The 25,289-nt window shown below is 43.4% G+C and carries 28 protein-coding genes and 1 pseudogene; 22 read left to right on the top strand and 7 right to left on the bottom strand.

Translation table 11 applies throughout. The features are described from left to right. Positions 1–44 precede the first annotated feature (44 nt). From L6H70_RS04095 to asnA, 5 genes are all read left to right on the top strand, one after another. On the top strand, positions 45–1,367 hold the full coding sequence (locus L6H70_RS04095) for an LTA synthase family protein (RefSeq protein ID WP_236330029.1): 1,323 nt from the start codon (positions 45–47) through the stop codon (positions 1,365–1,367). A 66-nt stretch (positions 1,368–1,433) separates the two neighbouring features. After that, the gene (locus L6H70_RS04100; RefSeq protein WP_236330031.1) at positions 1,434–1,745 is read left to right on the top strand and encodes a WGxxGxxG family protein; all 312 of its coding nucleotides are present in this window, start codon (positions 1,434–1,436) and stop codon (positions 1,743–1,745) included. Between the two features lie 168 nt (positions 1,746–1,913). Then, positions 1,914–2,297 carry a hypothetical protein gene (locus L6H70_RS04105; protein ID WP_236330033.1) on the top strand — a complete coding sequence of 128 codons (384 nt, stop codon included), beginning with the start codon at positions 1,914–1,916 and terminating at the stop codon, positions 2,295–2,297. 75 nt (positions 2,298–2,372) lie between these two features. After that, positions 2,373–3,008 carry a LysE family transporter gene (locus tag L6H70_RS04110; protein WP_236330034.1) on the top strand — a complete coding sequence of 212 codons (636 nt, stop codon included), beginning with the start codon at positions 2,373–2,375 and terminating at the stop codon, positions 3,006–3,008. 102 nt (positions 3,009–3,110) lie between these two features. After that, the gene (asnA, locus tag L6H70_RS04115) at positions 3,111–4,121 is read left to right on the top strand and encodes an aspartate--ammonia ligase (protein ID WP_236330036.1); all 1,011 of its coding nucleotides are present in this window, start codon (positions 3,111–3,113) and stop codon (positions 4,119–4,121) included. 30 nt (positions 4,122–4,151) lie between these two features. On the opposite strand, the gene L6H70_RS04120 is transcribed toward asnA, so the two are convergent. Continuing rightward, entirely contained in the window at positions 4,152–5,531 is a 1,380-nt protein-coding gene (locus tag L6H70_RS04120) for an amino acid permease (RefSeq protein WP_236330038.1), read from the bottom strand. 187 nt (positions 5,532–5,718) lie between these two features. Between L6H70_RS04120 and L6H70_RS04125 the strand changes: the two genes are divergently transcribed. The 4 genes from L6H70_RS04125 (at position 5,719) to L6H70_RS04140 (ending at position 9,973) form a co-directional block, all read left to right on the top strand. After that, positions 5,719–5,907 (top strand): hypothetical protein, encoded by a 189-nt coding sequence (locus tag L6H70_RS04125; protein ID WP_236330040.1) that lies wholly within the window; start codon positions 5,719–5,721, stop codon positions 5,905–5,907. 364 nt (positions 5,908–6,271) lie between these two features. Continuing rightward, positions 6,272–7,363 (top strand): GerAB/ArcD/ProY family transporter, encoded by a 1,092-nt coding sequence (locus tag L6H70_RS04130; protein WP_236330042.1) that lies wholly within the window; start codon positions 6,272–6,274, stop codon positions 7,361–7,363. Then, positions 7,363–8,775: a spore germination protein gene (locus L6H70_RS04135; RefSeq protein WP_236330044.1), complete on the top strand. Its 1,413-nt coding sequence runs from the start codon at positions 7,363–7,365 to the stop codon at positions 8,773–8,775. The genes L6H70_RS04130 and L6H70_RS04135 overlap by 1 nt, the downstream gene beginning before the upstream one ends. Continuing rightward, entirely contained in the window at positions 8,765–9,973 is a 1,209-nt protein-coding gene (locus L6H70_RS04140; protein ID WP_236330046.1) for a Ger(x)C family spore germination protein, read from the top strand. The genes L6H70_RS04135 and L6H70_RS04140 overlap by 11 nt, the downstream gene beginning before the upstream one ends. A gap of 152 nt (positions 9,974–10,125) precedes the next feature. On the opposite strand, the gene L6H70_RS04145 is transcribed toward L6H70_RS04140, so the two are convergent. After that, complete coding sequence (locus L6H70_RS04145; protein WP_236330048.1) at positions 10,126–11,343, bottom strand: NAD(P)/FAD-dependent oxidoreductase; 1,218 nt, start codon at positions 11,341–11,343, stop codon at positions 10,126–10,128. 182 nt (positions 11,344–11,525) lie between these two features. On the opposite strand from L6H70_RS04145, the gene L6H70_RS04150 reads away from it, so the two are divergent. Further along, the gene (locus L6H70_RS04150) at positions 11,526–12,350 is read left to right on the top strand and encodes an acyltransferase domain-containing protein (RefSeq protein ID WP_236330050.1); all 825 of its coding nucleotides are present in this window, start codon (positions 11,526–11,528) and stop codon (positions 12,348–12,350) included. A 292-nt stretch (positions 12,351–12,642) separates the two neighbouring features. Here L6H70_RS04150 and L6H70_RS04155 read toward each other — a convergent pair whose 3' ends face one another. Then, complete coding sequence (locus L6H70_RS04155; RefSeq protein ID WP_236330052.1) at positions 12,643–13,191, bottom strand: TetR/AcrR family transcriptional regulator; 549 nt, start codon at positions 13,189–13,191, stop codon at positions 12,643–12,645. Between the two features lie 50 nt (positions 13,192–13,241). Between L6H70_RS04155 and L6H70_RS04160 the strand changes: the two genes are divergently transcribed. After that, complete coding sequence (locus L6H70_RS04160; RefSeq protein ID WP_236330054.1) at positions 13,242–13,691, top strand: MFS transporter; 450 nt, start codon at positions 13,242–13,244, stop codon at positions 13,689–13,691. Between the two features lie 76 nt (positions 13,692–13,767). Beyond that, positions 13,768–13,926: pseudogene (locus tag L6H70_RS04165) on the top strand (alcohol dehydrogenase); the annotation flags it as partial. A gap of 70 nt (positions 13,927–13,996) precedes the next feature. Here the strand turns inward: L6H70_RS04165 and L6H70_RS04170 are convergent. Beyond that, positions 13,997–14,542, bottom strand: a complete 546-nt coding sequence (locus L6H70_RS04170) for a TetR/AcrR family transcriptional regulator (RefSeq protein WP_236330056.1) — start codon at positions 14,540–14,542, stop codon at positions 13,997–13,999. 195 nt (positions 14,543–14,737) lie between these two features. Here L6H70_RS04170 and L6H70_RS04175 point away from each other — a divergent pair, with 195 nt between their 5' ends. The 3 genes from L6H70_RS04175 to L6H70_RS04185 are packed head-to-tail and all read left to right on the top strand — an operon-like array spanning position 14,738 to position 16,834. Beyond that, entirely contained in the window at positions 14,738–15,493 is a 756-nt protein-coding gene (locus L6H70_RS04175) for a carboxymuconolactone decarboxylase family protein (protein WP_236330058.1), read from the top strand. 45 nt (positions 15,494–15,538) lie between these two features. After that, entirely contained in the window at positions 15,539–16,399 is an 861-nt protein-coding gene (locus L6H70_RS04180; RefSeq protein WP_236330060.1) for an aldo/keto reductase, read from the top strand. Between the two features lie 27 nt (positions 16,400–16,426). Continuing rightward, on the top strand, positions 16,427–16,834 hold the full coding sequence (locus tag L6H70_RS04185; RefSeq protein WP_236330062.1) for a cupin domain-containing protein: 408 nt from the start codon (positions 16,427–16,429) through the stop codon (positions 16,832–16,834). Positions 16,835–16,978: 144 nt separating this feature from the next. Here L6H70_RS04185 and L6H70_RS04190 read toward each other — a convergent pair whose 3' ends face one another. Continuing rightward, on the bottom strand, positions 16,979–17,527 hold the full coding sequence (locus tag L6H70_RS04190; RefSeq protein WP_236330064.1) for a TetR/AcrR family transcriptional regulator: 549 nt from the start codon (positions 17,525–17,527) through the stop codon (positions 16,979–16,981). Positions 17,528–18,002: 475 nt separating this feature from the next. On the opposite strand from L6H70_RS04190, the gene L6H70_RS04200 reads away from it, so the two are divergent. Together L6H70_RS04200 and L6H70_RS04205 are read left to right on the top strand one after the other, a co-directional pair. Continuing rightward, positions 18,003–18,983 (top strand): aldo/keto reductase, encoded by a 981-nt coding sequence (locus tag L6H70_RS04200; RefSeq protein ID WP_236330066.1) that lies wholly within the window; start codon positions 18,003–18,005, stop codon positions 18,981–18,983. A 28-nt stretch (positions 18,984–19,011) separates the two neighbouring features. Next, positions 19,012–19,866: an aldo/keto reductase gene (locus L6H70_RS04205; protein ID WP_236330068.1), complete on the top strand. Its 855-nt coding sequence runs from the start codon at positions 19,012–19,014 to the stop codon at positions 19,864–19,866. A 233-nt stretch (positions 19,867–20,099) separates the two neighbouring features. Here the strand turns inward: L6H70_RS04205 and L6H70_RS04210 are convergent, their stop codons facing one another. Continuing rightward, complete coding sequence (locus tag L6H70_RS04210) at positions 20,100–20,579, bottom strand: ferritin-like domain-containing protein (protein WP_236330070.1); 480 nt, start codon at positions 20,577–20,579, stop codon at positions 20,100–20,102. Between the two features lie 746 nt (positions 20,580–21,325). Here L6H70_RS04210 and L6H70_RS04215 point away from each other — a divergent pair. Beyond that, positions 21,326–22,324, top strand: coding sequence for a sigma-70 family RNA polymerase sigma factor (locus L6H70_RS04215; RefSeq protein WP_236333114.1), 999 nt, complete (start codon positions 21,326–21,328; stop codon positions 22,322–22,324). 75 nt (positions 22,325–22,399) lie between these two features. Next, positions 22,400–22,825, top strand: coding sequence for an SRPBCC family protein (locus L6H70_RS04220; RefSeq protein WP_236330072.1), 426 nt, complete (start codon positions 22,400–22,402; stop codon positions 22,823–22,825). Between the two features lie 70 nt (positions 22,826–22,895). Here L6H70_RS04220 and L6H70_RS04225 read toward each other — a convergent pair whose 3' ends face one another. Further along, complete coding sequence (locus L6H70_RS04225; protein ID WP_236330073.1) at positions 22,896–23,312, bottom strand: VOC family protein; 417 nt, start codon at positions 23,310–23,312, stop codon at positions 22,896–22,898. 369 nt (positions 23,313–23,681) lie between these two features. Here L6H70_RS04225 and L6H70_RS04230 point away from each other — a divergent pair, with 369 nt between their 5' ends. The 3 genes from L6H70_RS04230 (at position 23,682) to L6H70_RS04240 (ending at position 25,031) form a co-directional block, all read left to right on the top strand. Then, positions 23,682–23,861, top strand: coding sequence for a hypothetical protein (locus tag L6H70_RS04230; RefSeq protein WP_236330076.1), 180 nt, complete (start codon positions 23,682–23,684; stop codon positions 23,859–23,861). Positions 23,862–23,981: 120 nt separating this feature from the next. Continuing rightward, positions 23,982–24,173: a DUF2933 domain-containing protein gene (locus L6H70_RS04235; RefSeq protein ID WP_236330078.1), complete on the top strand. Its 192-nt coding sequence runs from the start codon at positions 23,982–23,984 to the stop codon at positions 24,171–24,173. Between the two features lie 288 nt (positions 24,174–24,461). After that, positions 24,462–25,031 (top strand): YdhK family protein, encoded by a 570-nt coding sequence (locus L6H70_RS04240; protein ID WP_236330080.1) that lies wholly within the window; start codon positions 24,462–24,464, stop codon positions 25,029–25,031. Positions 25,032–25,289 lie beyond the last annotated feature (258 nt).

Here is a 25,289-nt window from a genome sequence, read left to right on the forward strand (position 1 = left end):
ACCACAATAAGCAAAGCAGCATGAAGCAAAAGAAAGGGAATCAAATGCTACGTAAATTATACTTCCGGAGAACGGCTATACTGCTGATGGTGTTTCTCTTCAGTATGGCTGATCTTAAATTCAAAGCTTTAGGCGGCCCGCTTCCAATCAAACTGTTTGAATATAAGAAGGTCAGCCAAAAAGCTTACTTCGGTGCAGGTAGCGGATATAACCTGATTGTAGTTCAGCTTGAATCATTTCAAAATTTTCTTGTGAATCTGTCGGTCCAAGGGCAGGAAGTCACTCCAAATTTAAATAAGCTAGCGGCCAAAAGCTTCTATTTCCCTAATGTTTTTTCACAAATAGGGCGGGGGAATACCTCAGATGCCGAATTCACGAGCAACACTTCTATTTACCCTGTAGGAGATCCGGCCATGTCGTCCAAGTACGCAGACCGTGACCTTCCCAGCATAGCAAAGCTACTGCACGCCAAGGGTTATATTGCTAACACTTTCCATGTTAATGAGGTAAGCTTTTGGAACCGGAACCGGCTGTATCCGGCATTAGGCTTCGATAAGTATTATGATAAACCCTATTTTAAGAAAGAAATCTTTAACCGCTATGGAGCCTCCGATGAAGAATTATATACGGTGGCTATCGAAAAGCTGCAGTCGCTACATAGAAACAATAAGCTGTTTTATGCACAACTGGTTACTGTATCCAGTCACTCTCCCTTTAATATACCTAAAGCCAGCAGGAGATTGAAGTTAAACAAGGACCTGAACGGAAAACTACTGGGTAATTATCTTACGGCTGTTAACTATGCGGACTATGCACTTGGCACCTTTATTGAGAAGCTTAAACATGCCGGGCTTTGGGACCAGAGTGTACTGGTTGTATATGGGGATCATTTCGGATTAAGCAAAAAGAAATATAATCCCGAGAAGATCAGCCAAACCTTTGGCATCCGTTATCACAAGCAGATCAGCACACTAAACATTCCGCTCCTTATTCATCTGCCGGGGAAACACTCGGGGCATAGAGTTGAGCTTACGGGGGGGCAAACGGATATCCTCCCTACAGTTGCAAACATTATGGGAATGGATTTGAAAAGCTTAGGATTCACAGCTTTCGGTCAGGATTTGCTGAATGTAAAGCATAATACAATAGGGGTCCGGTATTATTTGCCGACCGGATCATTCTTAAATGATGAAATCCTCTTTATACCCGGTAAAAAAGGGTTTGAGGACGGGACCGCGACCTCCATAAAAAGCTTCAAAAAAATAAAAAACACTGCGCCCTACAGATCTGAATATGAGAAAATCATTGAACGTATGAAGCAATCTGACGCATATGTAAAACAACTCCCTGTTCAACTTAATGGATAAGAAGGTTATCGATGGGAAAAATAACCTTGGGTACTGCCTGCCCAATAACAATCTGGAGGGAACCATATGAAGAAGGCTGCTGCATTCGCATCAGTTGTTTGTCTTAGTTTGGTATTAAGTATTCCGGCATTTGCAAACCAGGAGCAGACAAATCAGGGTACTCAAGTACGATTCGTGGTCAACCAAACCAATGGCAACTTGAATACAAACAATGGTAATGTAACGGGGAATCAGAATACAACAGCAGCTAAAGGGGATGGAAATTACAGAGCCCAGGCAGTTGGAGATAATGACCGGGACACCAATTGGAGCTGGTTAGGGCTTTTAGGTTTACTCGGACTTGCAGGGTTACGGAAGAAAAGCCACGAGAGAAGCTAAGCTTCGGAACATCACAAAGATATCCCATAAGCAGCATAGCGGCTTATGGGATATCTTTGTGAGATGCATTGAGGAGAAAGAATGTTTCTATATGGTATTTAAGAGGTATATAGAACTGATTGATCCTAATATTCTATTTTAAATGTATTTCTAATTGGAGCTGAATTAATGACAGAATCCCAAGATAATATGCCTATCAAGTTCTACATTCCGGTAGCAGAGGTGTTTTACTCTTTCCCAATTCACTTTCTGCGTATCGCCTCATTAACCCCTTACGATAAAAGCCTTTCGAGAATACTTAATGCCCTTAAGGAGAATCAGGTTACAACACTTGAAATGGCTATAGATACTACTGTTAATCACTTAAGAAGTTCCAGGAATATCGGAGAAAAGGGCATTTTAGTGTTAATAAATCTTTTGGAAAACATATCTCAAAAACCTGAATTAGTTATACATACTGATCATCTTGATCCCGTTCTTAGAAACGAGTTGGAACAATTTAAGCAGATCCCTTCAATAAAGAAGCAGCTCATCGAAATGGGCATTGTTTAGGTACAAGATGTATGATCCGCAGCTCCCAAACATAAAGTGTACAAGGTAGTACCTTTTATGGGGGAGTGAGGAAGGTTGAGCGTCCAGCTGCTGCTCAGTTATATTTTCTTGGGTTTAACATTAGCCGCGCCCATGGGGCCGGTAAATTCTGCACGTTTGGACAAGGGAATCAAGAATGGATTCTGGAATGCGTGGAGTGTCGGGGCCGGCTCGATGATCGCTGACGGCATCTTTATGCTGCTTATTTACCTGGGAATGGTCCGGTTTCTGAATTTGCCAGAAATTCAAATATTCCTATGGCTTTTTGGAGGCTTGGTACTGGTGTATTCAGGGGTTGAAAGTATTATTTCTGCTGAAAAAATCGATATTCAAGCAACCATGCGCAATAAAGAGTCGTTAACGAAAAGCTTTATGACCGGTTTTATGGTCTCGATCACAAGCCCTTTATCCATATTGTTCTGGCTCGGCATTTACGGCTCCATTCTGGCTAAAACGGCTTCGGCTTATGGCACCACACACTTGCTAGTTTACAGCAGTATGATATTTCTCGGGCTTGCGCTCTGGGATCTGACAGTTGCTTCCCTGACAACGGGGCTACGGCGATTTTTGAATGATCCTATGCTGAAGTGGATTTCAATGATTTCAGGCACCTCATTAATCGGGTTCGGGGTCTATTTCTGCATACAGGGGATCAAAGCGCTGGCGGGTTAACCAATTTGGCTGTAACCCTTTTTCTTCTTGCTCATAAAATACATGGGTACTACGAGGGCTCTTGCCCATAAATTATATGAGATCATTGGAGGAAAATCTAATATGCCTACTGTAAGCATCCCCAAAGGCTACGAATCTTTACTGAATTTGAATCAGACTGAAAGAGCAATAAAGCTCACGAAAGAGTTCTTTGAGCAGGAATTAAGCCATTCACTTAATCTGCAAAAAGTATCAGCCCCGCTTATAGTAAGGCAAGGAAACGGGATCAATGATAATCTGAACGGCGTGGAGCGGATCATTTCCTTTGATGCGATCGATATTTCGGACGGACAGCTTGAAATTGTGCAGTCACTGGCCAAATGGAAACGGATGGCCTTAGACCGGTATCAATACCGGGCGGGAGAAGGATTGTATACGAATATGAATGCTCTCCGAAGAGATGAAATTCAGGACAATCTGCACTCGATCTATGTAGATCAATGGGATTGGGAAAAGGTGATATTGCCTGAGCAGCGTGACCTTCATACTTTGAAATCTGCAGCGCTTCAAATCTTTCAAGCCATCAAAGCCACGGAAAAGTTTTTGGTTCAAGCATTTCCCGGACTGGAGCCTGTTCTCCCTGAAACCCTCTATTTTATTACCTCTCAGGAGCTGGAGGTTCTGTATCCGGAACTTTCGCCGAAAGAAAGGGAAAACTCAATCGCCAGACGCTATGGTGCTGTTTTTATCATGCAAATTGGCGGTGAGCTGCTCTCCGGCAAGAAGCATGACGGCCGTGCTCCGGACTATGATGACTGGAATCTGAACGGAGATATTATACTGTGGTATCCTGTGCTGGAACAGGCATTTGAGGTCTCCTCTATGGGTATACGTGTAGATAAACAGCGTTTGGCGGAGCAGCTTCAGCTATCCGGAGAAGAAGACAGGCAGAGTCTTGAATTCCATCAGCTCATTCTCCAAGACAAACTTCCGCTCTCGATAGGAGGCGGTATTGGACAATCTAGATTATGCATGTTCCTGCTGAAGAAGGCTCATATCGGAGAGGTGCAAGCATCCGTATGGAACGAGCAGATTCTCCAGGAATGCAGGGATGGAAATATCAAGCTGCTGTAATCCATAAACGCCCGTTCTACAAGCAGTCACTCAAGGAGTGGGCTGCTTGTTCGTTTTTCCGGATTTATTCCAGACTCTCGTCATGATCCAGGTGACAATCGCAATCAAGACAACAAGCACCACACTAACAAAGAAACCCAGACGGATACTCTTCTCCATAATCGTTCCCGTTACAGCCAGGACAAGCAGCAGCAGGCCGGTAATGGACAACCATTTATCTTTAACTTTCAGCTCCAAAACCTTGTAGGCAGATATGATAATGAACCCCCAATTGTACATCTGAAGAATTCCTGCCGCAGTGGTAATGTAGGCATAGATTTTTCCCGGCAGGAGTAGGGAGGTGACGACCGATGCCGATAACCCGAGAGCGGCAAGTGCCAATGAGGGCAGGGGCAGGCTCCGGAACTTAAGCTTCTTCTTAAAGATGCGCGGAGCGTCGCCATCCTTGGACAGCGTGACCAGCAGATTTGTAACGGCAAATAGAGAAGCCGTCATTGTGGAGAAACCTGCGGTCAGGATTGCTGCATTGAAGACATGGGGGAAGAAAGGCAGCTTATAACTGGAAAGAGCGGTCACAAACGGACTTTCTTTCTCGGTGATCGCTTCATAGGAGACCATAGTGACAACATATCCGATTGAAATTACATATATAATGGTCAGAACAACCAGCATGACTTGCCCGGCCTTAGGGGCATCCTCCTTGTTCTTCAATTGCATAGACATCAGGCCAATCGTTTCGATTCCGCCATAGGCAAAAAAGGCATACACCAGTGACGACCAGAATCCGCGGTATCCTGCAGGAAAGAAGGCTTTCACCCCGTTTGGTATTCCGGGCCTATTATCATTTCCGCCATGAATCCAGCCGATGAGAGCAATTCCAGCGAGGATAATGAACATCACGATCGCAGCCGTCTTAGTCACCGCGAGGATGTTCTCCACTTTGTCGAACCCCTTGGTGCCCAGAAGAACCACCGCAATGGAGAGCACAGCATATACAGCGGCGAATATCCATAACGGGATACCCGGGAACCAGAACCGGGATAGAATAGCGAGTGCAGTCAGCTGACTGCCCATTATCAGAATTTTGGAGCTCCAGTAGTTCCAGCCGCAGCTGAACCCGGCCCAGCGTCCAAAGGCCTTTTCGGCATAGAAACAAAAGGAACCCTCCTGGGGGTCGGCGGTTGTCATCAATGCGAGCAAATGATACACGATATACGTTCCTGCTGCGGCAAGAAGAAACGAGATCACTATGGAAGGCCCTGTAATTTTGATACCAAGGCCGGATCCCAGGAAATAACCGGTTCCAATCGTACATCCGATACCCAGCAATGACAGCTGCCACCACTTCAAATCTCCGCTTTTTCCTTCTTTAGCGTTTGTCCCCTTACTCCTAGACGATGATTGACTCATATTACACCCCCTAAGCATGTAATGTGTATCATTAAATGCAGGTTTATACGATACATAGAGGATTAGTAAATGATACAAGCTGCGAGAAGGAGGATTGTGAATTTCTTGCATAAGCTCCACGTTTTAATGGAAAACTTCTGTAGTGCGAATCAATACATTGATTCGATTACTTAGGAGGTTAAACCTTATGACAACTCAGGATCCGCAGGAGCTTCTTAAGCTTAAGCACGAGCAGGATGACGAAAAAAGGCAGTTCACAAATTTCGCCCGGGCTGTCTCCGGCCACGGTGAAGTTGAAGCAGGTCAGGAAAACAGTCATGACCGGCTGCCTGACGATCAAAACCGTATGAAATCTGTGGAGAACAGACAAAATTAAGAAATAAAAAGAAGCCGATCCCTCAAAGGATCGGCTTTTAAAGGTTAACCCTGTTACATATTAATAAGTTCTAATGTTCATATTAACCTTAACTCAAGGTGAACGGGGGACGATGCATTGATTTTTCTGGGCATTTTCGTTCTAGCGATTATGGGGACACTGTTACTGGTGATCCTTGACGTATTGGTGTATCATTTTTCATTCCAATCAGCATTGCTACACTTATATTACATTCCTTCTAATTCTTCAGTTGGCTGGTTTCTTGGGGCTGCGCTCTTAACAGCAGGGGGAGTAGACTTGAAGAACTCAGCTTTAATCACGCGATTCGTCTTAATGCTGTCGAGAAAAAGGGGATGAGACCTCAATGAAGACTACCCGCCTTCAGCCCTTTCACACCTTTACAATTATGACGGTCTTTCTGTTAGGTACCTCGATTATTTTCGGAACTCCCCGATTGGTAGAGGACACATGGATTGTAGACCTCATCACACTTATTCCTTCCTGCGCTTTATTCATGTTATATACCCATTTGTTAGTGGCTGGTAATAGTAACGACCTTTATTCGCTTTTATATAAAATATGGGGACGATTACTGGGCCAGATTCTTGTATTAGGTTATACCGTTTATTTTTTATATATTGCCTCCCGGAACATACGCGACATGATTGAGTTAGTCAAGACAACACTTCTTGCGGATACCCCAGAGGAATTGCTCATTCTCTTGTTCACTTTAGTCATTGCCTATGCTTCAGCCGGAGGACTATCTGCGATTGGGCGTGTAGCCATTCCGATTTCGGGTATGGTTATCTTTTTCTTTCTTCTACTTGCGGTACTTCTCGGTTTCAGTGGATCATTGGATACGGAACGAATTCTTCCGCTACTCTCCAAAGGGATTTCACCTGTTATCAATGCTACATGGAAAAGCACAATTTGGTTTCCCTACGGAGAAATTATCGTGTTCCTCGTGTTTGTGAATGGACTCGGTAACCCGAGACGATTTCGGGTACTGGGATTAGCCGCGATGATTTGCAGTTGCTTCGTGCTAACCTTCTCTAGCCTCCTGCAGATCTGTACCCTCGGGAAGGAGAATATGAAATTCTCGGTCTTTGCATTATTGGATGCAGCAAGACAAATCAACATTGCCGACTTTATTACCCGTATGGATGCGCTGGTGGCATTTATTATCTTCTTTAGTGTTCTTTTAAAATGCTCAATCTTTCTATACGCTGGCACGAAGGGAGCCGCATTCGTATTTAAGAGAAGCTTTAAAAAGTTCACGTTACCCTGTGCGTTCCTTATTGGCGGCTATTCCATTTTGGTTACGAACAATTATGGTGAACATGTAGAGGAAGGTTTGAAACATGTCATCTTCTGGCTACATATACCGATGCAGCTGGTGATTCCGGTTGCTACTCTGCTTCTTGTCTGGATTCGTAATCTGAAGGGAGAAGAATGATGACTACGGATGAAAAAAAGCCAAGTACCGACATTAATATGGAGTCCGTAAAAGAGGAACTCGAACAGCGTTTGGGTGAGACCTCTGATTTGGCATCCGTAACGATTAGGATTTTTGGGGAGGCAGGGGTGTTTAGCTATTTGACCTCAATGACTAACACTGCTTTCCTAATGGATAATGTTATAAAACCACTCACCCATGCTGGGAGCCCCTTGGACAAACTGCAAAAGAACCAGTGGCTTGATCGGATTCGTGAGCAGTATTTGGCGGGTTTAACCACGGAGACATCCAATGACCCCGGGCATTTCACAGACTTAATAATGAAAGGTTATGCCGCTTTATATATCTCAGGTATGACAGAAGTTTTAATGATCGATATCAAGGAACTCGAAACGCGCGCCGTGACGGAGCCGACTACGCAGAGTGTAGCCATTGGCCCTAAGGATGGATTCACGGAATCAGCGGAGACGAATATCAGCTTAATCCGGAGGAAGATTCAGAACCCATACCTGCGCTTTGAGAAATATGAACTTGGCCAGATGACAAAGACGTCCATTTACCTCTCCTATGTAGATGACTTAGTTGAGAAGGATGTCTTGAATCAAATCCGCGATAAAATTCAAGAGCGCAAAATGGATAGTCTGTTCGCTACCAGCAACCTTGACACACTGTTTCAATCCAAAGAACTTTCGTTGTTTCCCACCGTTTATGCAACTGAAAGACCAGATAATGTTTGCAATGGATTGATAGATAAGCGTGTCGCCATTATTGTAAACGGAAGTCCGTTCGTACTAATGGTTCCCTCACTATTTAATGATTACTTCAGATCACCTGAGGACGTCTACCAATGGTTCTCCTTCGGTGTTTTTATCAGGTACCTGCGATATTTGTCCTTTCTGATCTCACTCTGTATGCCGGCGCTCTATATCGCAATCACTTGTTATCATCAGGAGCTGATTCCGACCCTGCTGCTCACGAGCATAGCCGCCCAGCGGCAAGGTATTCCATTCCCGGTTGTTTTTGAGGTTTTGGTGCTCGAGATCACCTTTGAAATCCTTAGAGAAGCAGGAACCCGCATGCCGCGCATTATCGGACAATCCATCTCGATTGCAGGCGCGCTCGTACTTGGACAGGCTGCTGTTTTAGCGGGATTTGTATCAAATGTCAGCTTAATCGTTGTTTCGTTAACGGTTATTTCAGGTTTTGTATCCCCAATCTACAGCTTTGGTGCAAGAATACGTTTATTCCGATACGGGCTTATCATACTCGGTTCCATCCTAGGATTGTTTGGCATCTTCCTTGCAGTTGCGTTTCTGTTGCTACACTTGTCGCGAATCGAACCTTTCGGGATACCTTATCTAACATCCAGTCTAACGAAGCGCGCAAAAAAGGGGGAGCGAAATGCTGCGTAAAGGTTTGCTTCTGTTTATGGCGGTTATCCTCTGTCTGCTTCAAAGCGGCTGCTGGGATTGGGTAGAGGTGAACCAGTCCTCCATGTTGACCGGAATGGCGATTGAGCCGGGGAAGAATGGAATGTTAAAGCTCACCATGGAAGTGTTAAATCCCGCCGAGGCGCAAAGAGTACAAAGCAGCAGTGGAGGGCCTCCTACACTTTTATATACCATGGAGGGGAAATCAATCAGTGAGGCTTCTTCCCGCATGAATGAGATGGTTGAACGGAAAATCATCTACTCTCATATTCATATGGTTGTCGTCGATGAAAGCATTGCGCGGAAAGGATTAAATCAGATTATTGATGTTCTTCAGCGATCCCGCTTTGTGCGCGAGGATGTGCTGATACTGATAGCCAAGGATACACCAGCATCAGATGTCCTAAAGATCATGTACCCAAGTGGACAATATTCGAGCTGGAAGCTCAGAATGCAGATCATTCATTTTTACCGTTCGTGGGGCGGCACTCCGAAGAGTACATTGTACAACTATACAGATGCAATCTTAAGTGAAGGAAGGGAGCCTGTTCTCGCAGCAATTTCCGTTGAAGGAGAAGTCAACAATAGTGAGAACAGCAAAGACACAACTTCATCAATTCCTAGAGCAATCGTCAAATGTGCAGGTTCCGCCGTGTTCAAGGAAGACAAGCTCATTGGTTTTATTTCGGTGCCAGATACAAGATTGTTAAACATGATTAGAGACAAAATTACAGGAACGAGTTTTGCGGTTCCGGTTGATAAGAAGCAAGGCGTCGCAACGATTCGGATGGACCCGATCCACACAACCATGGATGTAACATTGGAAAGCGGACGCCCGCAGGTAAAATTATCTATTGCAGGGGAAGGCCATGTGAGCAGCATTGATACGGATTTGCCTCTTGATACTGCGGCAGGGTATCGACAACTGGAACAGATGGAGTCTAATTTCCTGAACGAACAGGTTAAATCCACAATTAGTCGTGTCCAAAGAGAGTTTGGTGTCGACATTTTTGGATTCGGTGAGTATATGAACCGGCATCACTATTCTGAGTATAAGCTCGTGAAGCAAGATTGGAACGGTCATTTTAAAGCAGCTGAAATCGAGGTTTCAAGCAGAATTGTCATTTCCCGATCGGACTTGAAAACTAGGAGGTTAAACAAACCGGATGTCGGGCAGTGAACATAAACCAATTTGTGAGGATATAGCATCAACTTCTAGGTTTTAGTACACTTTGAGATGACAAAAATAAAAGCGATAAGAAAGCCTTAATCTGGCTTACCTATCGCTTTTATTATAGAAAGGGGGTTGCAAAGGCAGCTCCCGTTTTCATTTTACCGGGATACAAGCGGTCTGCTTTGCAGGTAGATTTTCATATCCGGGCTGGATCCAGTTAGGATCTGGTCCGAAACAATTTTGGCTAAAACACCGTTATATACGGTTCCGTTATCTCCGTAAGCCATAAGGATATAACAATGAGGATATGTCTCGTATTGGCCGATGACAGGCAATCCGTCATGCGTTCCTCCATAGAAGGCACCCAAATAGTATTCCGGTATGACCTGAATGTCCGGGAATAGATTGTGGAACGCCCCAATGAGTTTGTCCTTGCTTGCAAGGATTTTAGAATCCCTTGTTTCAGCGTAGGATGTATCCTTATCCATTCCTCCAATAATAACCCGGTTGTCAGGGGTCGTACGCATATATACATATGGGCGTGCTGTTTCCCATATTAAGGTTCTTTTATGCCAGCTTGATAAATCGGCGATCGGCTTCGTAATGACGGCATAGGAGCTTGCAAGTGTAGCATTTTTTTCGGTTTTGAAGTCGCTGTCTTCATAACCGGCCGCGATGATGACATGTCTGGCCCGAATTTCTCGCTTTTCTTTGGTATAAAACAGGGCATAATCCTGTTCGAAACGCCTGCCTGTTATTTCTGTATTTTCATAAATCATTCCGCCCTGTGACTTTACTTTCTCAAGAAGCCCGTAAACAAATTTAAGCGGATTCATCTCGGCATCATCGTGATAGTACAGTGCTGCCTCTTTTTGAAAAGGATAGTGGCCCGATATCCGCTGGGCATCCCAGAGATCTACATTAAACCCGTATTTCTTCAGGAGAACATGTTCTTCGGTTAATTCAGAAATATCCTCCTTAGAGCTTGCGTAATACAGGCTGTCCCGTCTTATAAAATCCGGATCAATGGGTAACTGATGGCTTACCCGCTCAATGTCGGTAATAGACTGCTCACATAGTTTAAGATGACGCGCAGCCACCTGTTCACCAAATGAGTGGCTCAACGATACAAAACTTTTTTCTCCGGCATATTGAATCAAAGCGGTATTGCTGCTGGTGCTGCCTTCTCCGGCTTTTCTTTTGTCAACTATAACGACGGACATCCCTTGTTCACAAAGGATATTTGCACACTGGGCGCCGGAGCTGCCTGCACCAATAATGAGTACATCACAGGATATGTCCTCTTCTAGCCTAGGATAAGAAGGAGGGTTAACAACCGTTGTCGGCCAGTACAATTTACCACTTTGCAGGTCCATATCAAGTCTCCCTTATTCATATTTCGATACTTAGTATGGACACTTTGCTGCAACTCGATGCAACACATTTATGAAGCAAATGTATCAAAATCGAAGGAGATTTAAAAAGAGATGTTACGATGGAAAACATATATAATGATGGGTAAGGCTACCGGCTAAATGATCGATAAAGGAGAATACAGATGACGACTTTAAAAGAAGTGTGTGAACGTATTTGTTTACCTAATCCAATGAAAAGAAAAGTACTTGAATTGGCAGGCGAAATCGAAGAGAGAACAACAGAGTCACTTTCAGCCGCCCTCTATGATCCATCATCCTGGGAAAATGGAGTAAAAGAAATAGCCGGCGTACTTGGAGAGGATCCGGATGGGACCAAAATGCTCACTTTTATGCTTCTGCGTGCAGTAGCTTCCCATAAGGAGTATGAAAAAAGAGGAATCAGCGAGCGCATTTTTACAGATACGATGAAGTTTTGTACCCGATTCATTGAGGAACATTACAAGCTGTACGGGACATATGCATTCACGTGGGCTTGGTGGTTTCCAAGACAGATTTCACTTCGCGAATTCCGAATTGGTGCACTTGAATATGAAATGATCGAGCAGGAAGATGAGAAATTAATAAATATACATATCCCCGCTGATGCGGATTTGGGGCGGGAGAGTTTGCGGAAGTCCTACGAGGAGGCCAGGGGATTTTTCGCCGAATTTTATCCGGAATATGGACAGTCGGAAATGGTGTGTGATTCCTGGCTGTTATCTCCTGTCCTAACTAAATTGTTACCTGAGAACTCCAACATACTGGGCTTTCAAAAGGTATTCGGATTAACACACGTAGATCATTCTAACGACAGCTCTATTAGATGGGTATATGGAAGAACAGATATTCCAATACACGAACTACCGGAACATACATCCTTACAGAAAAAAATCAAAACCTATCTGCTAAAAGGCGGTAGCATTGGCGCAGCCAAAGGAAGACTGCATGAAGACCCCTGGAAGGGTTAATCTGTCTGTTAACAAGAATATAGTCACATAAGATCCCGCGCCCAGCGCGGGTTTTTGTTTTATTGGATGGAGTTATGCTGATACATCGGAACTGAAATTCACACCAGCTTCTGTGCAGTAGAGGAGAATACTGGTACGTTTGATTCTTATCGTCAAAGTATATTAGCGTTGTATACAACATTTCTCATTTTCCATTTTACTGTAAACGAGATGCCTAAGTTTAACGCGGTGTCTCATAAAATTAATCGGATAAAAAACCCTTAACAAGATTCGAGGGTTAGCCTGTTTTTATCTACAGACTTCTATCTAACAATATCCCTACTTGCTTAGCCATAACTTGTGGCGGATAAGGCATTCCATTTCGGATCCACCATTCAATGATTCCAACATAAGCGTTCCCGGCATATTGCACCATGATATCTTCAGTTAAATCCATATTTTTATCGCTTTCTTTGTCAATTTCCCCCTTGAATCCTTCTATAAAGGAAGCGAGGAGCCGTGTTCTGAAAGAGGAGGGAGTATCCTTACTGGCTAACATCGTTGAAAAGAATAAATAATGTTTCTCGAAATATTCGAAATAAGGGACAAGTGCGTCTATCCAATCCAGCTTACATGCCCACTCATCCATTTCCTCTAATTCAGCAAGATGCATTTCAATGAGTTTATCCAATAAATCGAACTTGTCCTGGTAATGCAGATAGAGTGTTCCTCGGTTCACATTTGCACGGTCTGCAATATCTTGAATGGTTATCTCATCGAATTTTTTTTCATTCATCAGCTCGATGACAGCTGTTTTCAAAGATTCCTGCGTTTTAAGAATTCTCCGGTCCATTTTTGCCATTCGGATATTCACCAATCCTTCTATAATAATGAACAGATTCATTTGTTATGTTGAGTTTTGCCATTATATTAGGCTCTCAGTGCGTGAAGTGGCTGGCAGGCCGATGGACAGAGCATCGTATTTTTGGGTTCGGATTATTGATGGCCTTTATTGCTACAGCTGCAATTCTTTTAATAGTACTTATCCATGGCCCTCTAATCAGCTTGTTTATTTCAATTTTCTTGTTCGCAGCTTCCATTGGGATCATTGGACCTATTTCTTTTACACTGGCGATGGAATCGCAAGGGCATATTGCCGGTAGTGCATCCGCAGTACTCGGTACACTTCAATTTTCCCTTGGTGCCGTTACGTCCCCGCTTGTGGGGATCTCAGGTGAGAATTCGGCGGTGGCGTTTGGAATCACTATTTTTGCGACCAGTCTATTATCCATCATTTCTTATTTCTTACTCATTCAAAAGGCAAAAAACATAAGGTTACAGGAGGATTTGAACTATGATTAATGTTAATGCTCGCGCTGTATTCAGCCCGGAAGGCACATTCAAGCTGACCAGCATAAAGCGCGGGGATTTGTAGCCGCAAACACAAGAAATGCTCTATTTCTGCGTTGAACATCATATTACTCCTGAGATTGAGATTATTTCTGCCAGCCGGATTGATGAAGCTTGGACACGGGTGCTTGCTTCAGATGTACGCTACCGGTTTGTAATCGACATTACCACGATGAATAACGAATAATTAAGTGTTTCAGTATAACTTAAAGAGGCACATCTACATGGACGTGCCTCTTTACAATGATGCGATATACTCAAAAGTTCCGGTCTAATATTGCACCCGTTTGTTCAGCCATTACGCGCGGCGGATAGGGCATCCCATTTTTGAACCACCATTCCACGGATCCTATGATAGCAGCCCCTAGGAATTGAAGTACAATGTCATCATTCAGCCCTTTATTGGTTCCTTCAGAGGAATCAAGTTCAACCTTATACTCTTCAACCACCAAATCGAGGAACCGGCTCCGGAAATGGGCAGCACTTTTTGTTGTTAACATGATGGAAAAGAACATATGATTTTTTTCGAAATATTCGAACCATACGTAATTTCCTTCTTTAAAAGTCATCTCAGCTGCCGACTGGCATAGCTCGCGGAGTTCATTGATATGCTCTTCGATAAGTTTATCGAGTAAATCATACTTATCCATGTAATGCAGGTAAATGGTTCCCCGGTTCACATTTGCCCGCTCAGAGATATCCATAATGGTAATATCATCAAAATTCTTCTCAGTCATGAGTTCAAGTATGGCTTTCTTTATTGCCTGTTGTGACTTAATTACTCTTCTATCTGTTTTCTTCATCTACACGTCTTCCTTCTCTCTAATAATCAACAATTGTTAATGGTTTGTTTGATAATCCACAGATCACGTGAATTTGACGATTGAATATACCTGAATGTTAGTTAGAATTATAAACACAGGTTGATTAAACAATCAATGTTTATTTTCTTGGAAGCGGGATAGTTTCAAAATTCTAAGGAGAGCAGGGGGAGAGCTATGAATCGAATTGAAAAGAGCCAAGAAAAGTATAAACAACTATTTGGCAATACTGTCCCTGGAGCATATGCTACGGATCCTGAATTTCAGGACATCCTAAGCCGCTTTATTTTTGGAGAAGTATTTTACCAAGGTAGCCTGAATAATAAAATGCGTGAGTTGATTACGCTAGTAGTGCTTACGGTCAATCAAACGTTGCCCCAGTTAAACGCTCATGTTCATGCTGCATTGAACGTTGGGCTTACACCGGTGGAAATCAAAGAGGCGATCTATCAGTGCGCACCATACTTGGGTTTTCCCAAAACACTGAATGCGATTCAGGAGATCAATGAGGTTTTCAAAGCGAGAAATATTGCATTACCGCTTGAGAGCCAAAAACAGGTGGAAGAAGAGGACCGCTTCGATAAAGGACTTGCTGTACAGATCGAAATTTTTGGCGATGTCATTCAAAAAATGTGGGAAGGCACGCAGTCAAATCAACAACATATCCAGGATTACCTTTCTTCTTTCTGCTTTGGTGACTTTTACACTCGCGGAGGGCTAGATTTGAAAACAAGGGAGTTGCTGACCCTGTGCATTATCAGCGCACTCGGCGGCGCCGAAGGTCAAGTAAAGGCCCATGTGCACGGCAGTACAAATGTCGGCCTTAACAAGGAGACGCTTATTGCTGCAATTACCCACTGTCTGCCTTACATGGGCTTCCCTAGAACACTAAACGCATTAGCCAGCATTAATGAGTTACTTTCTGATAATTAAGGATAAACTGAGAATCAATTTATATAAAAAGGAGACAACAATTATATGTTTAACGAAACGTACACATTGTCTAACGGTGTAGTAATCCCAAAACTGGGGCTTGGTACTTGGCTGCTAGACAACGAACAAGCTGCACAGGCAGTGCATGATGCGGTGTCCCTCGGATATCGCCATATTGATACGGCTCAGGCTTATATGAATGAAGCGGGTGTAGGCAAGGGGATCCGTTCCTGCGGTATCGCAAGAGAAGAACTTTTCATTACGACGAAGGTAGCTGCAGAAACTAAGAACTATAAGGCAGTTACACAATCCATTGATGAGTCGTTAGCCAAAATGGGGCTGGATTACATTAACCTTCTGATTATCCATAGCCCACAGCCTTGGAAAGAGTTCCGTGAGGAGAACCGTTACTTCGAGGAAAACCAAGAAGCATGGAGGGCAATGGAAGATGCATATAAAGCAGGTAAACTGAAGTCAATCGGTCTTTCTAATTTCCTTCAGGATGATGTAGAGAATATTCTTGCGGGTTGTGAGATCAAGCCTATTGTCAATCAGATACTGGCACATGTGGGCAATACTCCGTTTGAATTGATTGAATTTTGCCAAAAGAATGACATCCTGGTAGAGGCCTATTCGCCAATTGCACATGGCGCTATTCTAAACCATGCCGGGGTTACAGAAATTGCGAAAAAATATGGTGTATCTGTGGCTCAGCTTAGCTTACGATATGATATCCAGCTCGGCCTTGTCGTCATCCCAAAAACGGCAAATCCGAATCACATGAGAATCAATGCCGCGCTTGATTTTGTTATCAGCGATGCTGATATGGAAAGTTTAAAAACCGTTGAGCCTATTCAGAATTATGGTGAACATAGCTTCTTCCCGGTTTTTGGCGGCAAATTATAATACAAACAAATAAATGGAGGTATCCATATGGCAAAGTTCGAAGAAGTTAAAAATGGTGTTCTATTTCCGGCAGGACAAAAAAATGAAGCTTATGCACAATATTTTGTGGGACAAAGTTATCTTCAGCCATTAGTTTCTGATCCCAAAGTAAATGTTGGTGTTGGAAATGTGACCTTTGAACCGGGGTGCAGAAACAATTGGCACATCCATCGGAATGGATATCAGATACTACTTGTAACCGGCGGCGAAGGCTGGTATCAAGAAGAAGGGAACCCTCCACAATTTCTGAAAACCGGTGATGTAATTGTTACCCACGATGGTGTAAAACACTGGCATGGTGCTACAAAAGACAGCTGGTTTGAACATATTGCAATTACTGCAGGAACACCAGAATGGTTAGAGCCAGTATCCGATGAGGAATACAATAAGCTTTAGGTGATCATCATGGGGATGTTGCCGGTGGACAAGGACATCGTCATATAAAAACCCGCGCCTAGCGCGGGTTTTCTTTTTGAGGGGATCAGATATATCCATTTGACCATCACTATAAGATAACAAGTCCCGGTAATGAGGAAGCTATTATTCACAAATTCTTTCCAACAAACCTCCGAGCTGTTCTGCAAGTATTTCATGCGGGACAGGTTTTTCGTTCATAAACCACCATTCGACAACGCCCACATAAGAAGAAGCCAGAAAATGGACAACAAGCTCCTTATTAAATCCTTCGTTCTTGCCCTTTGTGTTATCTACTTCGTCCTTAAACTCTTCAATAAGAAACTCCAGGAATTGATTACGGAAATAGGCAGCTCCTTTACTTGCCAGCATCGTGGAGAAAAAAGTGTAATTTTGATCAAAATATTCTGTCCAAATTACGGATCCTGTAACAAAGTCTACATCTGCTGCTGCTTCGCATCTTACACGGAGTTCATTGATATGGGTTTCAATAAGTTTATCCAGTAAGTCGTATTTATCCATATAGTGAAGGTAAATCGTGCCACGACTAACGTTAGCTTTATCTGATAGATTCTGAATAGTTATATCGTCAAAACTTTTTTCAGTCATTAATTCAATAATTGCTGTTTTTAAAGCTTCCTGCGTTTTAAGAATTCTCCTGTCGATTTTAGACATGTTTCTCACCGATCTTTCTTATTGTCATGAATCTTAAATATTATACTTAATTATAATTATAAACAGCTGTTCAATATTTTATCAATATAAATATATGGGTTGCGGAGATAATTAACAAAATCAATGAATTAGTTCAGTAATGTACAAATCGAATGAAATTAACAATAGGCAAAATCCTTAGTTGGAATATAATAATAGACGTGTGAACATTAAAGTAAATGTGAATATTATTTTACTTCAGTTCGCCTCGATATTTGTATAAGCCAGCCCGCTTGCTCCAAACAGGCGATGTGTTCGATATCCTGCCTAACGTGAAACACTGGCGTGACGCGACCAATGATAGCTGGTTTGTGCACCTGGCTATGACTCCAGGAGAAACAGAATGGTTTGAACCGGTCGATGATGTTTGATCAGCTGTAAGGATTCTACTTGAATCTTCTGATTATTAATAATAATTGAAATGGAGGTTTGCTTTATGGATTACATTAAATTTGGAAATACGGGCATGGATGTTTCCCGATTTTGCCTGGGGTGTATGAGCTTTGGAGAAGTGATGCCGGGTGGACATCAATGGGTGCTTGATGAGGAGAACAGCCGACCAATCATTAAGAGAGCTCTTGAGCTGGGTATCAACTTTTTTGACACAGCAAATATTTATGCGAATGGAACCAGTGAAGAAATTACCGGACGGGCATTGAAGGATTTTGCGAATCGGGATGAAATTGTGCTCGCTACAAAGGTCTGGGGAAGAATGCATCAAGGTCCGAATGGCGGGGGGCTTTCACGGAAGTCCATATTAAGTGAAATCGACAAAAGCTTGAAGCGGCTGGGGACCGACTATGTGGACCTCTACATTATCCACCGCTGGGATTACAATACGCCTATTGAGGAAACGATGGAAGCCCTGCACGATGTAGTGAAATCTGGGAAGGCTAGATATATTGGTGCTTCTGCCATGTTCGCTTGGCAGTTTCAAAAGGCTCTGCATGTTGCGGAGAAGAACGGCTGGACCCGGTTTGTATCCATGCAAAATCACTTAAATCTTATTTATCGCGAGGAAGAACGGGAAATGATGCCGCTTTGCAAGGACCAAAAAATTGCTTCCACACCTTATAGCCCGTTAGCATCAGGAAGATTGATCCGGGATTGGTCAGAAACCACGCAAAGATCAGAGAGCGATCAAATTCAAAAAATGAAATATGATGCGACTGCTGACGCAGATCGCCTGATCATAGAACGGGTTGCTGCTCTCGCAGAAAAGCGCGGTGTCCCCCGCATTCATATCGCACTCGCATGGCTGCTTCAGAAAGATAATGTAGCTGCTCCTATAATCGGTGCGACAAAGCTTTCACAGCTTGAAGATGCTGTAGGTGCTCTCTCGGTGAAGTTAAGCCCTGAAGAAATTTCATTCCTTGAAGAGCTGTATGTCCCGCATCCTGTAGTTGGAGCTTCATAAGAATTAATAAATAATAGGAGGAATTGCAATGGAATATGTAACCTTAAACAATGGGGTTAAGATGCCGATTCTGGGATATGGTGTTTATCAGATTCCAGATCACGAGGAATGTGAAAGATGTGTGCTTGATGCGATAAATGTGGGCTACCGCTCGATTGATACCGCACAGGCATACCGGAATGAAGAGGCCGTGGGCCGTGCGATCCAAAAAAGTGGAATAGCGAGAGAAGAGTTTTTCATCACCACAAAGGTTTGGATTTCTAACGCCGGTTATGAGAAAGCCAAGGCTTCCATTGAGGAGTCCTTGAAAAAGCTTCAACTGGATTATCTGGACTTAGTTCTTATTCATCAGCCATTCAATGATTATTACGGAACGTACCGTGCAATGGAAGAACTATATAAAGAAGGAAAGCTTAAAGCAATAGGAGTAAGCAACTTCTATCCGGACAGATATATCGATCTTGTACAGTTTAGCGAAGTGGTTCCGGCCGTAAATCAAGTCGAAACTCATGTGTTCAATCAGCAGCAAAAAGCACATGAAATTATGAAGAAATACAACACACAGATTGAATCATGGGGTCCTTTTGCGGAAGGAAAGAACGATTTGTTTACCAACGCCAGCCTTCAGGAAATCGGCAATAAATATGGTAAATCAACAGCCCAAGTGGCTTTGCGTTTCCTGATTCAAAGAGGCGTGGTAGTCATTCCCAAGACAGTCAATAAAAATCGGATGGAAGAAAATTTCAACGTATTCGACTTTACACTGACGACCGAAGACATGGCAAAGCTGTCAGCACTTGATACTGGCGAAAGCGCCTTTTTCTCACACTATGATCCACAAACTGTTGAATTATTAACGAACTATGGTAAAAACGATTTGTAATCAAGGTTGTCTCATCGATTGGGCTTGGTTGCATGGGGATGTGTCATGCCTATGCCATAAACGCAACCCCAGTTGACCGAAGCATTAAAGTGTTGACACATTCAGTAAAATCAGATGATTGATGCAATTACCGAGCAGCGTTATGCGGATATTTAGAGCAGGTAGCCAATAGGCGAATTCCCGAAAAAGGGCAAAGGCGGAACCATGTAGTTATAAAGGGAAGTCTAAGTAAATCACCACTGATTTCCAGCTAAGTTTTGTATCAACAGATTATTATACTTAGCCGCATGCTTTTGCTCATCAAGAATAATTCCATACAAAGTATCCTTATAAACGCCATAAGGAAGGCCAAACCAGATCTTTCGATACTTTTCTACTGCAGACAATTCACCTTGGAAAGCTTTTTGCAACCCTGCAATATACGAATGAATATGATCAGGACTTTCATTGCTAACTCCTGTCACTTCATGTCCAGATAATTCTCTGTACATTTGCCGAAACATTTGATTATGCCCTCGTTCATCATTCCGAATAGAGGTAATAACTTCAGATTGTTTTTGGTTAGGAGTAAGACGAATGAGTTGGTCATAAAAAAGTTCATCATTTCGTTCCCCTTGGACTGAAGTCCTCATTAATTCAAGCGCGTCTTGCGTCGAGGTTGCCCAAACAGGAACGAATTGCGATCTGAACCAATACGGAAAAATCATATGCATGAACGTAGCCCTCCGATAATGTAAGTAATTTCACTCTCAATTATATGCACATGAGCCTAGGGTGTGATTAAATATGATTTTCGGTTTGATTTACTCAAAGGTTCATATGAGAGACTATAGGGTGCCAGGTAAATGAGCAGTGGACGTAAGTGAGAGGTTGTTGGAGGTAGGTTAGTATGCTTTGATTGGAATGGAGTGAAATTCATCTTTCTACTGCCTAGTACCAGCTGGTACTGGGCTTTTTTTATTCAGATATGCTTAACGGATGGTTCAATTTGTAAGCTGATTGAAAGCGAACGGTTATCGAGGGGGGAATGCATGTGTATCGAATAAAAACATATGATATGCCGACTACAAAAAAAAGAAGTCGACCATCTTGTTGGCAGACCTCTAGTTATTTTCTAATCTGCAGTCAGGGACTGAAGACTTTCAACTATTATAGCAATAATATGTTCTTATTAGGCAGCGGCTTCAGTTTCTTTTTCCCATACCATGTTAATATCCTCGATAACAAAATCAAGGAATCTGCTCCGGAAGAATTGACTTCATTCGAAGGAGATTGGGATAGCAGATTTCCCTGAGTTCATTGATATGTTCTTCAAAAAGCATGAGGTTCTATATGAAAAGTATTATTTTGAACAATGTATTGTGATGCCTATTCTTAGCTACAATGTATATCAAATTGGTGAAAGGTAAGTTGATTCAAACAATAGTAATATTTGAGGCTGTCCGCTTCATTGCATATAATGAAGGTATCCCCTTCGGGGAGATCGTTAAGGGAGGCCGCGATGATTGAGACCGCATTTGACGAATCATTATTTGCAAGCTTGAAACCGGGCTTAACCTCGTTCTGTTACCGAATGTTAGGCTCCATGGACGATGCAGACGATGCCGTTCAGGAGACGAGTATTCGGGTCTGGCAGAGCTGGAGCACGTTCAGACAGGATTCCTCGTTCAAGACATGGGTCTATCGGATTGCCTCCAACCTGTGCTTGGACAAGCTGAGACAATCCAAACGCCGCGCGCTTCCCGTTGACCTGTTCGACCCAGCCGTCGCCATCGTCGAGCCGAGAGACACGCTGCCGGACTCTGCCTGGATCTGGCCGTCTTCCGACTTTGGAGGCAATCCGGAGGACCGGCTCATCCGCAGAGATACCCTTCAACTGTGCTTCATCGCTCTCCTGCAGACCTTGCCTCCGCGGCAGCGTGCTGTACTCATTTTGAAGGATGTATTTGAATGGTCCTCCAAGCAGATCGCGGAAACGTTGGCGATGTCGCCGGCAGCGGTGAACAGCGCCTTGCAAAGAGCCCGCGAAACAATGGACCGGGCCCAGCTTCGCTCGGATGAGCTCAGCAGCATGGACGTTCAACCGGAGCAGCAACTGCTGTCCCGGTATGTAGAGGCCTTCGAGAAATTCGATATTGCTGCGCTCGTCGCGTTGTTCCACGAGGAAGGCTGCATGTCAATGCCGCCCTTCAAGATGTGGATCCGCGGCAAGGAAGATTTGTCCTCCTTCTATTCGCTTACTCGTTGGCATTGCGAAGGTTCGCGATTGGTGCCCATAACGGTGAATGGCGGTTATCCGGCGTTAGCCCAGTATATACCGGCTAAAGAAGGCTCTGACCTGGTACCTTGGGGCATCCACGTCATTGAAACCAAAGAAAATCAAATCCTGCACGTTCAAAACTTCATTCACACGCCGTTATTTACGCGATTTGGGCTGCTTGAGCGAATTGACCAATGAATTTCGTCATTCGCTTACGTCTATATTATTGAGAATAACCAAACGACGAATATCATGAGAGAGGTGTCTATTAAAATGGAAAAGAGTCAACCGACGAAAGTAACCGTGCAAGCCGTGATACAAGCCCCTGTCGAGAAGGTATGGCGCTATTGGACCGAGCCGGATCACATCACGAAATGGAATCAAGCGTCCGAGGACTGGCATGCGCCGAGAGCCGAAAACGATCTGCGGATCGGCGGTAAGTTTCTGACACGGATGGAAGCGAAGGATGGCAGCATGGGCTTTGATTTTGGCGGCGTCTACGATGTCGTGAATCTGCATGAGGCGATCGGCTACGCCATGGAAGACGGAAGAAGAGTGGATATTGCCTTCGTCGATCAAGGGAATGAGACGAAGGTCGTTGAAACGTTCGACGCGGAAAGCTCCAATCCTGTCGAGTTACAGCAAGCAGGCTGGCAAGCGATCATGGACAATTTCAAAGCCTATACCGAACATAACTAATCATCGCGAAAAAGACGCCGGGAAAGATGCCGGCGTCTTTCTTTTTGAGCCCTAAAATCCTCAGGTAGCCTTAACTTTGTGCCGCATCCATGTTCATGTAGTTAATAGCCCATAGATGGCCGTCCAAGTCCACGAAGCCCCAATGATACATGAACTCATGATCTTCAGGTTCAGCGTGCAATTTCCCGCCCAAGGAGAGTGCGTTATTCACGATTTCATCGACCTTTTCCCGGCTCTCGAAGGCCAATGCGATCGTCATCTGCGCATACTTGCTCGTATTGACCGATTCCTTCTCCGTGAGCGTATTGAAGAATGCTTGATTGATCAGCATGACCTGCAGGTTGTCGCCGATCACGATGGCTACCGAATTCTCATTATCGGGGAATTGCGGGTTGAGCTCGAATCCGAGTCCGGTGAAGAACGCTTTCGATTGTTCTACGTTTTTTACAGGCAGGTTGAAGCTCGTGAATACGGATGTTAATGCCATTTTTAAAACACCTCTTCATCAAAATAGTTTGTGTCATTTATGCCTTCGTTTATATAGACGACAGCCGATCCGGAAATTCATCGGTTTCATAGATTCGGAAGACTGAATTATGAAAAATAACTTGGTATTGCATCTTTGTGCCTGAAGAAAGGTGACGGTCGACAAATTTTACAAAAGGAATCTAGATAGACGAGTTGATGATATTACAGATTTTATTACTAATGAGATCAAAACATTATGGGTGTTTTCTCCTTTATAGCAAAATCACACACAAAGCTCAAATAAAGAACACGAATTATACATATCAATCTCTTAGAATAAAGTCAATCAAAGGTTACACATTTAAGAATTCAGAGGAGGAATAAAGAAATGGCATGGTCGTGGAATCAGGTTTATATAGTGCCTTTAAGTATTGGATCGGTAATGTTTGGGAAGAAAACTGTTAATAAAGTGTTATCAAAGCAAATAGAAACGGATTGGACCATTCACGCAGATTATTTCGAGGCAGCGGTACAGAATGAACATTTAAAACGTAAACTTTCCAGCTAACACTAATTATGTCTATTAAATTAAAAGTTCATGATTCAAACATGCTTTCAACATAAATTACACATACTCAAACTTTAGAATAAAAATATAAGTTAAAGAACATTCATAGGAGGATTTCAAATGGAATGGTCTACATTACTCGTGCTGGTATGTCCTGTCATGATGATTGTCATGATGTTTACAATGAAAGGGGGACACGCTCACGGCTCCCACAATCATCGTGTTGCAACTGAAAGCCTGCATGACCAGTTGGTCGATCTGAAAGTTGAAAATGAGCGAATTCAAAAAGAACTGCAAAGCTTAAAAAAATAGATTGAGAAATGATGCCGTAAGCGTTTATCGCTTGCGGCATTTTAATGTAAAGTGCAGAACCCTGTTTCCGTTGTGCGGAGGTTTGCCGTAAAATGACGTGCAAAGGAACGGGATATCGACGTTCCAGTTCAGGGCGCGAGTGTGTAATAAAGAAGAGGAGATCAGGCTCTTAGAAACACTTGAGGAGTGAGCAGCCAATGGTATGACAGCTGATTCAACTGGAGACGATAATGCATACCTATTAGTTTGCATAAATTCCAGAATTGAATAATGATGGAGTGTGATTATATGAAAAGAGGCTTATTAATTTTAGCTACGTCGCTTGTGATCGTCATCAGCGGCTGTGGAAATACCGCAAATAACGGAAACAAAGCGTCCAATACACCCACTAACACTGCATCTAGCATGGATCATTCAGAGATGGAACATGAGAAAATGACAAGTGAAGTGCCTGAAGGATTAAAGGAAGCAGCAAATCTGGAGTTCAAGGTCGGCGATCAGGCCGTCATTACCGAGGAGCATATGGCCGGGATGAAGGGGGCTACCGCAACCATTGTAGGGGCTTACGATACGAATGTCTACGCGGTATCATATACACCGATTACGGGAGGAGATCCGGTTACCAATCATAAATGGGTTATTCAGCAAGAATTAAAAGATGCGGGAGACCAGCTTTATGTGCCTGGCACAGAAGTGGTGCTTAACGCGGATCATATGCCTGGTATGAAGGGGGCTACCGCAACCGTAGATACAGGTGAGCAAACAACCGTATACATGGTTGACTATACCCCAACAACAGGCGGAGAACCCATAAGAAATCATAAATGGGTGACAGGGGATGAGTTAAAAGCGAAGTAAACGAAGATGAAAGAAAGCAGCCGTCAAGGGCTGCTTTCTTTTTTCTATATATAGAGGCATCTTGCAGAAATTTACGTAAATCCTAACTATACTTAAATAATGGCGAAATAGCCACTCACACCTAACAATTCAACTATATACATACACAATACACTCGCATCACCCCAAACTTTCCGATCCCGGCTATCCATAATCTCCAATTACTCTGTGTGGAAAAGGAGGGGCTTCTCCTCCCCATCCCTGACGAAAATACAGCCC

This window comes from Paenibacillus auburnensis (assembly GCF_927798115.1).
In the GTDB taxonomy this organism is placed as follows: Bacteria; Bacillota; Bacilli; order Paenibacillales; family Paenibacillaceae; genus Paenibacillus_AQ; species Paenibacillus_AQ auburnensis.